A 13,405-nucleotide genomic window follows, 5' to 3' on the forward strand; every position below is an offset into this window, starting at 1 on the left:
AGGAAGAGCGGAGGAACATGAAGCAGGAAACATTTTTGACCAAAAAATCGGCAGAAAAAAAGGCAACATATCGCTACAACCGGATTGAGGAGGCGCTGGAGGCGCTGCGGCGCGGAGAAGTCATTCTCTGCACGGATGATCCGGACCGGGAAAATGAGGGCGACATGATCTGTGCGGCACAGTTTGCGACGCAGGAGAATATCAATTTTATGGCAAGTTTCGGAAAGGGTCTGATCTGCACACCGATGAGCGCGGAACACGCGGCAAGACTTGGTCTTCCGCCCATGGTTTCGGAGAACACGGACAATCATGAGACCGCATTTACCGTATCCATCGACCATCGGGAGACGACCACCGGGATCTCGGCGAAAGAGAGAGCATTTACCATGCTGCGGTGCGCGGAGCCGGGTACCCGGCCGGAGGATCTGCGGCGGCCGGGACACGTCTTTCCGCTGGTGGCGAGAAAGGGCGGTGTTCTGGTGCGAAACGGCCATACGGAGGCGACGGTGGATCTTCTGCGCCTTGCGGGACTCACGGAATGCGGCGTGTGCTGCGAGGTAATGGATGAGGACGGCACCATGATGCGGACGCCGAAACTCTGGGAGATGGCAAGAGAACGGAACCTGGTGTTCATCACCATCCGCGAGCTTCAGGATTACATCCGCATTCACGAAAAACATGTGGTGCGGGAGGCGGAGGCCCATCTTCCAACGATTTACGGGGATTTCCGGATGTACGGTTATATCAATGACATTACCGGAGAACACCATGTGGCGCTGGTCAAGGGCAGAATCGGCGAAGGGGAACACGTGCTCTGCCGCGTGCATTCCGAGTGCCTGACCGGTGATACCTTTGGCTCTCTTCGCTGCGACTGCGGAGAGCAGCTTCACCGTGCGATGCGGATGGTGGAGCAGGAGGGGCGGGGCGTGATCCTCTATATGCGGCAGGAGGGAAGAGGAATCGGTCTCATCAATAAGATCCGGGCCTACGCGCTTCAGGAACAGGGAATGGATACCGTGGAGGCCAATGTCCGCCTCGGATTTGCGCCGGACCTTCGCGAATACTGGGTCGGAGCGCAGATCCTGCGGGACCTCGGCTGCAAGTCTCTGCGGCTCCTCACCAACAATCCGGACAAAGTGTACCGTCTGGAAGAATTCGGGCTGAAAATTGACGAGAGAGTGCCGATCGAGGCGAAACCGCAGAAATTCGATTACCGATATCTTATGACAAAGAAGACGAAGATGGGACATATGCTGACACAGCTTCCGGTAACCGGAGAGATGAGCTGATCAGACAGGAAAAGGCGAAGACCGGTATGGAAAAGAAAACGTCAGCATATGGTGCGCTGCTCTGGAATCTGACGGTCCGTTCCGCGCACAACAACTGACGTTCTGAGATATTGAAAAGGATTACTGAGGAAGAGTAAAAAAGAAGAGGAGAGAAACCAATGAGAAATATTCAGATGATGGAGGGAAATGTTGTCGCACCGGAGGGAATGCGTGTCGCCATCGCGGCGTCCCGCTTCAATGAGGTGATCACTGGAAAACTTCTGGACGGGGCTGTGGACGGGCTGGTCCGTCATGGGGCGGCGGAAGACCACATCACGGCTGTTTGGGTTCCGGGAGCCTTTGAACTTCCGGTAATTGCCATGAAACTGGCACAGTCCGGCAAATTTGACGCGGTGATCTGCGTCGGGGCAGTGATCCGCGGACAGACATCGCATTACGACTATGTGTGTAATGAAGCCTCAAAGGGAATTGCGCAGGTTGCGCTGACCACCGGCGTGCCGACTCTCTTCGGCGTGGTCACGGCGGAGAATATTGAGCAGGCCATTGCGAGAGCGGGCTGCAAGGCAGGAAACAAGGGCTTTGACTGCGCGCTCTCCGCCATCGAGATGGTGAACCTGATCCGGCAGATCGGATAAGATAAAAAAGAGAAAAAAAGAGATAAAAAAGAGAACTCCGTCCCGCGGGACGGAGTTCTCCGAATGTCGGCGTTTGATGTAGAAGTTGTTGCGCATCAAACATCAGCGGTTGATCTTGAAGTTGCTGTCGTTTAAACAGCAGCGCCTGCCGGATCAAGAGTCATGACCGGTGAATATCCGTTATCTGCAAAGATCGCCAGACGACCGTTGCGGATTGCGAAACGAAGTGTTCCGTATTTCGCAAGCAGTTCATTGAGATCGGCAGCAGTGATCACAAACTGTCCCGCTGAGGTCCGGAAGGTCATGTCAGTATATTCTGCGGTGAGGATGTTCTTCATCTCTTCCGCGGAGAATGTGACAGAACTCTTGCCTTCGCCGAAGGTATAGGAGCATTCTGTTCCGCTGGCGATGATGCTGTCAGCAGAAGCAGTTCCGGTTGCACCGGTTGTGCCGGATGCCGGCGGATTGCCGTCACCGCCATTGCCTTCGCCGCCGTTACTGTCACTGGTGTCGGGGATCAGGGCAAGGGACATGCTGATCATGACGCCGCCGCCCTTCGGAACGATGAGGTAGTAGTCGCCGTTCGTGTCACGCTTCAGGGAAACGGTCTGGTCTGCGTCGCTGTAAGCGGAAGTGACATAGTATCCTTCCGGAATATTGAGTTTCACAGCAACTTTCTCGCCCTCTTTGCCGACGGAGTAGACGGAACCGTTCTTGCTTTCTTTCTGATTGGCAGAGGTGAAAGAAACCGAATCCGTCCAATCCGGATCGACTTTCAGAATGTAGTCGATGGATTTTTCCAGTTTTTCGGTTGCTTCGGTGGCAGCATAACCGCTTGATGTCTTCTCCGCAATCAGAGAATCGGTTCCGGATTCAATCTTCCAGACAGTGAGATTCAGGGAAGACTTCGAGTCACTCATGACGGAAACCGCAGGTCCATTATCGGCGATCAGCGTTCCCTCAATGACGATGTCGGAGGTAAAACCTTCCGCGGTTGTCAGATCCATGATGCCGGTTCCGGAACTTTTTACGTCTCCGGCGATCTGCATCGCCAAAGTGGAGCCCGAGGTATCCATCGGAGAATCGATGGGGCTGATCTGGATACCTGCACTGGTTTCATCACCGAATGCATAGATACCGCCGCCTGTCCGGAACAACAGGAGGGAGCCGGCGTCGTCAATGTCTGCATTTACGCCGACGGCGCGGAGACCTTCCGCATATACACCGCCTTCACCGACAAAGGTATCGATGTAACCATTTACTGAGTTCATGTCCACGCCAATGGCTGAGTCTGTTGTTGATATGGCTTCGACGCCGTTCGCGATGGTAGCGAGAATTCCACCGTTATTGGTTTTGAGATCCAGTCCGGTTGCGGCCCCTTTGGTAGACGTAGCTTCGACCGTTCCTAAGATCTGCACGCCGCTTGCGTGACCGGAATTGACCGATGTCATATCCACACCGGTTGCCATTCCGCCTTCCGAGGTTGAGGAGACATTGCCATCGACGAGCACGTAAGCATTCGGATAATTGTATTCAGAATCTGTTCTGCTGTTGACTTCGAGACCTGTGGTATTTCCGTTCACACCGGTGGCGGTAATTCCGCCGTCAACGTATAAATCGCTGTAATCGGTTGTTGTCGTTACGGAAGCGCCGACGGAAGTGGTTTTTCCGGCAGATGAGACGTTGATGTTGCCGGTGGTTACTGCGACATTACCTTCGCCGGCGTTGTTCAGCATTACACCGTTTGTATTGAAATTGCCTCCCGTGGCAGAAACCGTTATATTTCCGCCGGAGTGAGGGGTCTCTTCGTTGCTCTTACCGATAGTGACGCCAATCCGGTCGACGTCGTTAGCATCGCTGGTGTTGGTGACCTCAACGCCGGTGACGGTGCCTTCGTCCTGCTGATTGGTCACGGTTACATTACCGGTTACTTGAACGCTCATGTCCTTATCTAACTGATCTGTTGCCTGTATACTCACACCCGTGCTGCTGTCTGTGTTGACAGAGCGGTCTATGGTGGGAGAATCATTGACCACGTTAACCGGACCGGTGGGGTCAATGTCGGCAAATACCGGTGTGACTGCGGACATGGTAAAATACACGGCCGCAGTTATGCCTGCGGTAAGTCGTTTGTTCATGCATATACCTCCTTTTTTTTGAATGTTCACGTTTCAAAATATATATAGGTTTATTACGACAATCTTACGAAAAAAATAACTTAGTAGAAGATATTTTTTTGGCGTTTAGCGACAGTCGCCAGGGCCTCATGTAAGCGTGGGTTTCGGCTTGCTTAGCGGCAGTTTCCAGGGACTCACCGGGGCGTTGGCGTCGGCGAGTTAGCCGCGTAAAAAAACTGCCGCTTTCGGACGGCAGTTTTTGCTCAAAGGCTGTATGTGTTTTGTGTCGTGAAAGCCGTCCGTCAGGCCGGTTTCACGGCGGGATGGGGCATATCATGGGGATGCCGGCATTAGGAAACCGTGTTTTCGACCACGTCCGGATCGACGGTCTTAAATGCTGTAGTATTATTGTCACCGTAAGCATTCATGTGTCCCTCCTCGACCGCAAAGCGAACGGTGGCGAAGTTGTTTACCATGGTCCAGAGATCTGCTGACGGGAAGGTGAAATTGCCGGCCGATGTCATGAAGGTCAGTTCGGTCAGTCCGCTTTCCAGAAGAGCTTTCAGTTCTGCGGTGGAGAGGACTACTTCCATCTGGTTTTTCCGTAATGTAAGGGAGTAGTGGGATCCGCTGCGGGAGAAATTATGGCTTTCATACTCAGCCGGCGGATTGCCGGAGTAGTTATCATCTTCGCCTCCGCCATTGTTCGAAACCGGCACCAGTTTCAGGTTGATCATAACGCCTCCGCCGTCGGGAACCACAAGAAGGTACTCATTACCACTGACATGTTGGAGAGCGGTCCTGGATTCATCGCTGTATGCCGAGTCAATGGTATATCCGTCCGGAACATGGAAGGTCACGGCAATTTTTTCGCCTGCTTTTCCGACGTCGTAGGTATAACCACCGACCGTTTTCCGTGCCGCAGTGAGATCGGTATAATCCGACGCGTTTGGCGCAACCTTGATGATGTAGTCAATGGCTTTTTCGAATTCCTGTGCTGTTTTCGAATCGGCGTATCCGGCTTCCGTCTGTTCCGCTACCAGCTGACCGGTTTTGGACTCAAGTTTCCAGACGGTGAGATCCAGACTGGACAGGGACTGGGTAACGACGGAGACGGCAGGACCGGCCTCGGCGATGACAGCGCCCTCCACAACAAGATTTGTCTTCACTCCGTTGATGGTGTTCATGTCCACGATGCCGGTGCCGGAGCTTTCCACATTTCCATCCGAAACGATGGTGATCTTGGAGTCGGAGGACAGGATCGGACCATCGATCACATTCTCAATATGGATTCCGGCAGAATCTTCGGTACCGGTTGCGAAAATTCCGTCCTTTACTTCGATGAGGATGTTCGAAGTAAGTCCGGCGAACGCAGTTGCGGAAACGCCGGTCGCCTCTCCGCCCTCTGCGTGGATTCCGCCATGTACCAATAGGCTTTCTGTACCGCCGTCTGCCCGCAACGCTGCTCCGACAGCGGTTTCTCCCGTCTGGGTTTTGGCCGTTATATCATCCAGAATATATATGTGAGAGGCTCCATCTCGGATATACTGATTCACACCGGTTGCGTTTCCGGATGTGGAATCGGCGGTTACGCTGCCGTAGATAAAAGCTTCCGACCGGTTTTCCGGAAGATCATTATACGCGGAATTCAGAGATACACCGGTTGCGTCTTTATTTTTCGAGGAAGCCTTGACATTTCCGTAGACATTGACGGTGGAGTAAGCCCCATCTTCTTCAGGCATCTCCGTCGGAGCGCAGTCTTCTATGGAAAGACCGGCTGTATATGCATTGTCATTCCGGGCGGAAATACCGTCGTAAATGGTCAGATCGGTTTCTCCGCCATTGGAAGAAACCGAAGCACCGTTCGTTTGAAATCCTCCGGTGGCAGTTACATCGATTTTTCCTGTGTTAACGTTGACAGGGACGGTACCTTCGTTCGTAATGTTAACACCGTTTGCTCTTCCGTTTTCTCCGGTGGATGTAACGGTGACCGTTCCGCCGGTATGATTTCCATGACCGTCATCCTGACCGATGGATACGTTGACCGAACCATCAGTGAAGTCACTATACACTTTAACACCGGATACGGAGTCATCATAGTCCGCGTTCGAGTTCTGAACCTTCACATCGCCGGTTACATTGACGCTGACGTTTTCCGGGTCGGCTCCCGATTCCTGGGCAGTTACATCCACACCGACTGGATCGGTGGTGTCTACCGAACCGTCGAGAGTGCCGGACTCGTTGTAAATGTCATACGTTTCGTGTCGAACCGTTTCCGCCAGTGCCGGAACGCCGGTGGCCAGTGTCAGCAATGTGCCTGCGGTGATCCAGACGGCCATTTGTTTTTTCATAAGCTCCTCCTGTCATTTTTTACAATGTTTGACGGAATGACAAAATATTACAAAAAATATTATAGGAGTCTTTACCAAAAAAACAATAATGCCTGTTATGCAAAGCAAGAAAACGGTAATGAATACCAAAAGAATAAGGCGGATGGTAGAAGGAGAGAAAAATATAAGAGAAAACAAAAAAGGGACTGCCGAAAGCAGTCCCGGGATTTCTTTATTTTAAAAGCCCTGCTTCCCGGTAGGCTTTTTTCGCGCCCGGATGAAGCGGGATCGGAAGATCCGTGCAGAGGAACTCCGGGTTGCTTAACTCTCCGAGAACCGGAATTGTTTTGGAGAGGTCGCCGGAAGAGCGGATCAGCGTTTGCGTGATCTTCTCAGCGGTTTCATCGTCCATGGATGCGCTGACGCACAGAAGACACTTGATACCGAAGGTTGCGATGGCATCCGTCTGTCCGCGGTAGGTGCCTGCCGGAATCGTCGTGAGATGATAGGCCGGATTCTTTGAGAGAATTTTTTGCAGTTCGTCATGGCGGAACATCAGAAGACGGATGTCCATTTTTTCTGCTGTCTCAGTGAGACTTGCAATCGGGATGCCGGCAAAACCGTGGACTGCGGTGACTTCTGACTTTGAAAGTCGGCTCAGGGTATCACCGAAACCGGTATTGAGAATCCGGTTGTCAGAATCAATGCCGAGGGTTTCCAGAACAATGCGGCCGTTGCGGTCCGTGGAAGAGCTCGCCGGTCCGTTTGCGATGATCTGATCTTTCAGATCATGGACAAAGGTAATGCCGGAACTTTTGGGGGCAATCCAGTTGGACATACTGGAGTAGACGGCTCCGAGTACCCGGATGTCCTTCGAATCTTTTCCGGAAAACGGCGGAAGATCCTGAAAGGCGTCATAGGCCGTGTCACCGCTGACAAGAGCCATATCAAACCGGTTTTTGACGAGATCGGTGACATTGGTGACCGAACCGCTGGATGCGGAAACGTTGATTTTCAGATTGCTGTCGTTGTTCTCAAGCGCTTTGGCGATGGCGTTGCCGGCCGGATACATGCTTCCGCCGGTGTCTGCTGTTCCGATGGTGAGAACGACCGGAGAAGCGGCCGGAGCGGGGATATCGTCATTCAGCGATGCATTGGATGATGCCGCCCCCATTCCGGAACCGGAACAGGCTGAAAGCGAGAGCATGATGACCGGCACAGAAGCGAGGAATACCGTGCGAAGACAGGTTTGGAAGAATGCCTGCAGACGGGCAGGCGATTCGCTCTGCTTTCGTATAATCTCTCTGTGCATGATGCTCCTCCTTGCAGATTGTTTGGCGGATATACCGCCGGATAGACCCGGATGATGAAGGTGTTGAAGAATGTTGATTCCTGTCCGTATTGCGGTGACATTTGCACACCGGTATCGTCCGGACCGGCAGATTTCGACAAAAATGATCTTCCGGTAGAATATTGTAAGAAATTATATCACAAAAAGGCCTGTCCAACAATGAATGATCGGACAGGTCTTTTCAAAAGGGGGAATTCAGCTTTTTTCTTTCCGTGTTTTCCTTTTTGTCCGGAATAATATCCGGAAGCGATCATCCAACGAAGTTGGAGAATACGGAAAGGAAGATCGGATTGTAGATATCATCTACGATAACCGCCCAGGACGGATAGAGAACCCATGCAACGGTGTGCCAGCCGTACTCATCCATCAGAGCCTTTTCATTTGCAACGGAGTTCGGACCGGAACCGCAGCCCCATCCGCAGTTTCCGCCGGTCATGATCGCAGCACCGTAATCGCGGCCGAACATGTTGAAGGAAACGAAGAGACCGAACAGAGCCATCAGGATTGCCTGAGCCAGAAGAACAACGCCCATCTGTCCGGCTACCGGGGCAAGCTTTGTGATGTCGATGGTCATCAGAACCAGTGCAAGGTAGAGTTCCAGGAACATGTGCTCGATGGCGTCAAATTCCGGAGCATATGTCTCGCTGCCGGTTGCCTCGATGATATTTCTGGCGATTGCGCCGGCGAAGAGGCAGCCGATGAATTTCGGCATCTCGATCATCGGGATGTTATCCAGAAGCACGTAGATCGGCATACCGAGCGCTGCGATGAGAAGAGCTCTTGCCAGAGCAACGGTCATTCTGGTGTTGTTCAGCGGATTCACAGAGCTTACTTCCTCGATCTGCGGCTGATCGTTCGGGTCTGCCTTCAGGCCGTGACGGCGGATGAGGAATGCAGCGACCGGTCCGCCGATGAGAGAACCCATGATGTTTCCGCAGGTACCTGCAGCGACGCCGACAGTGGTTGCATCGGCGATGCCCTTTGCCTCAAAGATCGGTCCGAAAGCAGAAGCGGTACCGACGCCGCCGGACATTGCGGCGGAAGAACACTGGAGTGCCAGGAGCGGGTTCAGGCCGACTGCTCCGCCGACAACGACGCCGACGATATCCTGCAGTGTGATGAGCAGGCAGGCTGCAACGGCGATCATGAAAACGAGTTTTCCGCCCGCCTTGGAAACAAGGGAAGTGGAGAAGCCGTAACCGACACACATAAAGAAGAGGTTCTGGCAGAGATCCTTCATGACTGTTGTGTCAAAGGAAAGTCCGATGATTCCCGCGCCCTTGATGGCGGAAACGATGACGGAGAAAATGATACCGGAAACAACCGGTGCCGGGATCGCGTATTTTCTCAGCGCTTTCGAGTGAGCGACGATGTAGCGGCCAAGGAAAATTACGATGGCAGCCAGTCCCAGAGTAGTCAGGTATTCGAACTTAAAGGTATTGAGCGCCCCATTTTCGCCCGCCTTAAAAGTACCGAAATACTTCATGATGAGTTCCATTTTGTACCTCCTTCTACTTAACCATTCCATGGTTATCTCTTGTACAGGAATCATTGTATAAAAGCAGATACAGCAGTTCAATTTATGTAAGTTTGTAAATATTTAAGTAAGTAATGTAAATACAAAAAACTTCAGAATATCATCAAAAAATAGGATAATATTTCAAAATAAAACAAGCAGCCGGCTTGTGTTCTTCGGCGGAATGTCGAAAAAACAAGTCTGACTGCTTCTTTTTGTGTCTTTTTTGCCGTGATGGTCCGGGCGGATAAACTTTTCTGCCGGGATGAGCCGCCGGCGGGCCGCAACGTGCCTGGCAGGTTCTGTCCGATGCTCTGCGTAAAGCAAAGCCGGAAAGCTTATCTTCAGACTTTGCAATACTTGTAATGAATACCCGGACGTCCGCCGGTCTGGTAGTCGATGGTGCTGGTGAGCTCGCCGATTTCCAGCATGTGGTTGACGTAGCGCCGCACGGTGATGCGGGAGAGATTTACCTCTTTGGAGATCTGTTCGCTGGTAAAGCTGTCCTCCGGATGTTTTTTCAGAAAATTGCGGATCAGATTCAGGGTAGGGGCGTTGAGCCCCTTGGCGAGGGTGTTTTTCCCCGGTTCCCCGGAGAATGACGGAGAGATCAGACGGTCGATATCGGACTGACTGACGGTTCCGGAAGTGCCGGACAGGACATTCATGCGAGCCGAGAAACGCTCGAGAGCGGAGCGGAAACGCTCATACTCGAACGGTTTGACCAGATAGTCCACCACACCGTGACGGAAGAGAGAGGTTACGGTCTCGGTGTCATTGGCCGAGGTGACCATGATGATGGCCGGTGACCATCCTGTCCGGTGAAGCTGGTTGATGAACTCGTCTCCGTTCATCTCCGGCATGAAATAATCCAGGATGATCAGATCGGTGTGATCAAAATCGGCTCCCTTCAGTGCGCTGATTCCGCCGTCAAACATGCCGGTCACACGAAAACCGGCGGTCATTTCCACATATTGTCTGTCGATGGCAGCGACCATCGGATCGTCTTCTATAATAATCACGTTGAACATAGGTCAGCAGTTCCTCCTTATTCCTTATTGACATTGTACATTCCGGGCGGTTTGCCGGCAAGTCGGTTTCATTCGCTGTTCTGTCTGGCAAACGTAACGGTAAAACAGGTTCCCTCGCCCTGCTCCGATTCCACTTCGATGGTTCCCCGGTGGTTGGCGGCGATATCATGAACCAGATGAAGACCGGTTCCGTGGCCGATTCCCTTCGTGGTCACTCCCTGTTCGAACATCCGCTCACGGATCTTCGGGTCAATGCCGGATCCCGTGTCTTCGCAGGAGATGATATTGCAGTCGTGCTCGAAGAAGATGCCGAGATTGATTTCCCTGACCGGAAAATCATATTTTTTCAGTTCATCGATGGCATTTTCCAGAAGATTCCCGACGATGGTGCACAAGTCACTTTCCGGGATCAGAAGATTGTTCTCCGCGGCGGAAGAACCGGGAACCAGCTTCAGGGTGATGCCGAGTTCGGCGGCATGCATCATTTTCCCGACCACCAGAGCGCACAGGCGGGAGATGCGCAGATTGTTCGCGGTCTCGCGGATTGCCTGACTGGTGACAAGATTCGAGTTGATGATGAACTGTTTGGCGCTGTCGATGTCGCCGGTCTGGAGATAGCCGAGAATGATGTGAAGCTTATTCAGATATTCGTGGTTGAATGCACGCATCGTGTCCATCATGCTCCGTGCGCCCGAGAGTTCATCCGACAGCCGGAGTGTTTCGGTCTGGTCCTGCAGGATGACGAGCATGCCGCCTTTGGAGCGATTTGCGATGCCGTGGTACTCCATCGGTACTTCGCTGATCAGAAGTCTTCTGCCGGAGATCTGGGCGGATTTGTGGAGAACCGGCTGCCCGCCGCGGACGATCCGTGCAAAGGAGGAGTCCGGAAAGAGATCAAAGATACTGCGGTTTCGGAGCTCTTCGCCGTCCGCGGAGAGCATGGCGCCCGCTTCCCGGTTGGAGAATGTGACCGTTCCGGAGGCATCCACCGAGAGAAGTCCCTCTGCCAGCGAATTCAGCGCCGCGTCCTGGTTGGTGTAACTTCGGATCAGCTCGTCCGGGTCATTTCCCCGGAGAGTATGACGGATCCTTCGGATGACGATGGCGGTCATGATCAGACAGAAAACGATCATGATGACGAAGAAAAACAGGTGCAGGTAGACAATATCGCGGTTCGCGGCGGAAATTCTCGCCTGAGAAACCGCCAGCATGACAAAGCCGATCTGTTTTCCGCTTTCATCGGTGACCGCGTGGAAGGAACGGCGCTGTGCGCCGAGAGTGCCGTAGCCTGTGGTGATGTAGGGGGCGGCTCCGTGAAGAATCGGGATCTCATCGCCGTCCAGATAGGTTTCACCGTCCGCATCGCGGCTCGTGTTGTAAAAGCGGACACCGTTGGTGTTGTAAATGACGGCGCCGGTCACGTCGGGAATGCTGGCGACGAACAGATCCAGCATTTCCGTGGTGGAACTCTCCGGATAACCGTTTCGGATCATCTGCCGGGTCTGGGGGAGTTCGGCCATCCAGGTGGAGGAGCCGGCGATCATCCGGTCCATATATGCCCGCTGCTGGTGGAGCGCATAGAACAGGGCAATGACGAGGGAGATTCCGGCCAGAAGAGCGGAAAAGGCAAGAAAAAGCCGGCAGATCAATTTCTCCAGCTCATTGGACGGTGTAAAGAGTCGCTTCATATTTATATAGCCTCCGTTACAAGCGTTTTAAGGAGCGAATTTTAACAGTTTGCACAAAGAAATGAAACGGGTTCCATAGAAAATGCATTGTATTTATAAAAAAAATTGCTTTCTTGGTACAGATAATGTTAGTATAGTAGATAGCGGACGCCCGTGCAATCTAACAATTCAGCAAAAAAAATCCGATTGCTCTTGTATTTTTTCGAGTACGTGTATATAATAATTGCAGATTGTTAAAACATAAACAAATTCGTTCTATCGATCAGGAGGATTAAAACATGGCAGTTAGAGTTGCGATTAATGGTTTTGGCCGTATCGGCCGTCTTGCTTTCAGACAGATGTTTGGAGCTGAGGGATATGAAGTTGTGGCGATCAACGATCTTACAACTCCTCACATGCTTGCACACCTTTTAAAGTATGACTCTTCCCAGGGCCGTTATATCGAGATTGGCCATGAGAATGAGATTACGGCAGATGATGAGGCTGGAACCATCACCGTAAAGGGAAAGACCATCAAGATCTACAAGGAGCCGGATGCAAACAACTGCCCGTGGGGTGAGCTTGATGTCGATGTTGTTCTGGAGTGCTCCGGATTCTACACATCCAAGGCAAAAGCGCAGGCTCATATCAATGCAGGTGCGAAGAAAGTTGTTATTTCCGCTCCGGCAGGCAACGATCTTCCGACCATCGTATACAATGTAAACCACAAGACTCTGACAAAGGATGACAAGATTATCTCCGCGGCATCCTGCACAACCAACTGCCTTGCTCCGATGGCAAAGGCTCTGAACGACCTTGCTCCCATCGAGTCCGGTATCATGTGCACCATTCACGCATACACCGGTGATCAGATGATCCTCGACGGACCGCAGAGAAAAGGCGATCTGAGAAGATCCAGAGCAGGCGCGGTTAACATCGTTCCGAACAGCACCGGCGCTGCAAAGGCAATCGGCCTTGTTATTCCGGAACTGAACGGCAAACTCATCGGCGCTGCACAGCGTGTTCCGACCCCGACCGGCTCCACAACACTTCTGTTCGCCGTTGTCAACAAGACTGTTACCAAGGAAGAGGTCAATGCCCAGATGAAGGCTGAGGCTACCGAATCCTTTGGATATAATGAGGAAGAGATCGTATCCAGCGATATCATCGGCATGAGATTCGGTTCCCTGTTCGATGCCACCCAGACCATGGTAAGCCCGCTTCCGGATGGAAAGACACAGGTTGAGGTTGTTTCCTGGTACGACAACGAGAACTCTTACACAAGCCAGATGGTTCGCACCATCAAGTATTTCGCTGAGAACTGCTGATCGGCAGAGGAATCGAACCGGCTTGAATAGACGATGAAAACGAGGTCCGGTGCCTTTTAGGGGCCCGGACCTTTTCTCTTTTTGAGTATAGTGGATTTGCTCAGAAAACCGGATCCCGGGGCAGGTTACAGCGGGCGGCAG

Annotated in this window: 9 protein-coding genes; 3 read left to right on the forward strand and 6 right to left on the reverse strand. The window is 52.4% G+C overall.

What is annotated here, in order from left to right; translation table 11 throughout:
- Positions 1–17: 17 nt before the first annotated feature.
- Positions 18–1,289 carry a bifunctional 3,4-dihydroxy-2-butanone-4-phosphate synthase/GTP cyclohydrolase II gene (locus BR86_RS0108360; RefSeq protein WP_051684698.1) on the forward strand — a complete coding sequence of 424 codons (1,272 nt, stop codon included), beginning with the start codon at positions 18–20 and terminating at the stop codon, positions 1,287–1,289.
- A gap of 158 nt (positions 1,290–1,447) precedes the next feature.
- Positions 1,448–1,924, forward strand: coding sequence for a 6,7-dimethyl-8-ribityllumazine synthase (gene ribH / locus BR86_RS0108365; RefSeq protein ID WP_031472983.1), 477 nt, complete (start codon positions 1,448–1,450; stop codon positions 1,922–1,924).
- A 131-nt stretch (positions 1,925–2,055) separates the two neighbouring features.
- On the opposite strand, the gene BR86_RS0108370 is transcribed toward ribH, so the two are convergent.
- From BR86_RS0108370 to BR86_RS0108405, 6 genes are all read right to left on the reverse strand, one after another.
- Positions 2,056–4,062 (reverse strand): autotransporter outer membrane beta-barrel domain-containing protein, encoded by a 2,007-nt coding sequence (locus BR86_RS0108370; RefSeq protein ID WP_031472985.1) that lies wholly within the window; start codon positions 4,060–4,062, stop codon positions 2,056–2,058.
- Positions 4,063–4,391: 329 nt separating this feature from the next.
- A complete protein-coding gene (locus BR86_RS14665; RefSeq protein WP_038288300.1) occupies positions 4,392–6,392 on the reverse strand; it encodes a hypothetical protein in 2,001 nt (666 codons plus the stop codon).
- Between the two features lie 211 nt (positions 6,393–6,603).
- The gene (locus tag BR86_RS0108380) at positions 6,604–7,683 is read right to left on the reverse strand and encodes a TAXI family TRAP transporter solute-binding subunit (RefSeq protein WP_051684694.1); all 1,080 of its coding nucleotides are present in this window, start codon (positions 7,681–7,683) and stop codon (positions 6,604–6,606) included.
- 289 nt (positions 7,684–7,972) lie between these two features.
- Positions 7,973–9,220: a sodium/glutamate symporter gene (locus BR86_RS0108390; protein ID WP_031472989.1), complete on the reverse strand. Its 1,248-nt coding sequence runs from the start codon at positions 9,218–9,220 to the stop codon at positions 7,973–7,975.
- A gap of 362 nt (positions 9,221–9,582) precedes the next feature.
- A complete protein-coding gene (locus tag BR86_RS0108400) occupies positions 9,583–10,269 on the reverse strand; it encodes a response regulator (protein ID WP_031472993.1) in 687 nt (228 codons plus the stop codon).
- 68 nt (positions 10,270–10,337) lie between these two features.
- Positions 10,338–11,957 carry a sensor histidine kinase gene (locus tag BR86_RS0108405; protein WP_031472997.1) on the reverse strand — a complete coding sequence of 540 codons (1,620 nt, stop codon included), beginning with the start codon at positions 11,955–11,957 and terminating at the stop codon, positions 10,338–10,340.
- Between the two features lie 278 nt (positions 11,958–12,235).
- On the opposite strand from BR86_RS0108405, the gene gap reads away from it, so the two are divergent.
- The gene (gene gap / locus BR86_RS0108410) at positions 12,236–13,264 is read left to right on the forward strand and encodes a type I glyceraldehyde-3-phosphate dehydrogenase (RefSeq protein ID WP_031472999.1); all 1,029 of its coding nucleotides are present in this window, start codon (positions 12,236–12,238) and stop codon (positions 13,262–13,264) included.
- Positions 13,265–13,405: the final 141 nt, after the last annotated feature.

The organism is [Clostridium] aminophilum DSM 10710 (assembly GCF_000711825.1).
In the GTDB taxonomy this organism is placed as follows: Bacteria; Bacillota; Clostridia; order Lachnospirales; family Lachnospiraceae; genus Clostridium_R; species Clostridium_R aminophilum.

Excerpts from the sequence above, each read along its gene's own strand:
- gap (WP_031472999.1), top strand. The coding sequence starts at position 12,236 with ATGGCAGTTAGAGTTGCGATTAATGGTTTTGGCCGTATCGGCCGTCTT.
- BR86_RS0108405 (WP_031472997.1), bottom strand. The coding sequence starts at position 11,957 with ATGAAGCGACTCTTTACACCGTCCAATGAGCTGGAGAAATTGATCTGC.
- ribH (WP_031472983.1), top strand. The coding sequence starts at position 1,448 with ATGAGAAATATTCAGATGATGGAGGGAAATGTTGTCGCACCGGAGGGA.
- BR86_RS0108380 (WP_051684694.1), bottom strand. The coding sequence starts at position 7,683 with ATGCACAGAGAGATTATACGAAAGCAGAGCGAATCGCCTGCCCGTCTG.
- BR86_RS0108390 (WP_031472989.1), bottom strand. The coding sequence starts at position 9,220 with ATGGAACTCATCATGAAGTATTTCGGTACTTTTAAGGCGGGCGAAAAT.
- BR86_RS0108400 (WP_031472993.1), bottom strand. The coding sequence starts at position 10,269 with ATGTTCAACGTGATTATTATAGAAGACGATCCGATGGTCGCTGCCATC.
- BR86_RS0108370 (WP_031472985.1), bottom strand. The coding sequence starts at position 4,062 with ATGAACAAACGACTTACCGCAGGCATAACTGCGGCCGTGTATTTTACC.
- BR86_RS14665 (WP_038288300.1), bottom strand. The coding sequence starts at position 6,392 with ATGAAAAAACAAATGGCCGTCTGGATCACCGCAGGCACATTGCTGACA.
- BR86_RS0108360 (WP_051684698.1), top strand. The coding sequence starts at position 18 with ATGAAGCAGGAAACATTTTTGACCAAAAAATCGGCAGAAAAAAAGGCA.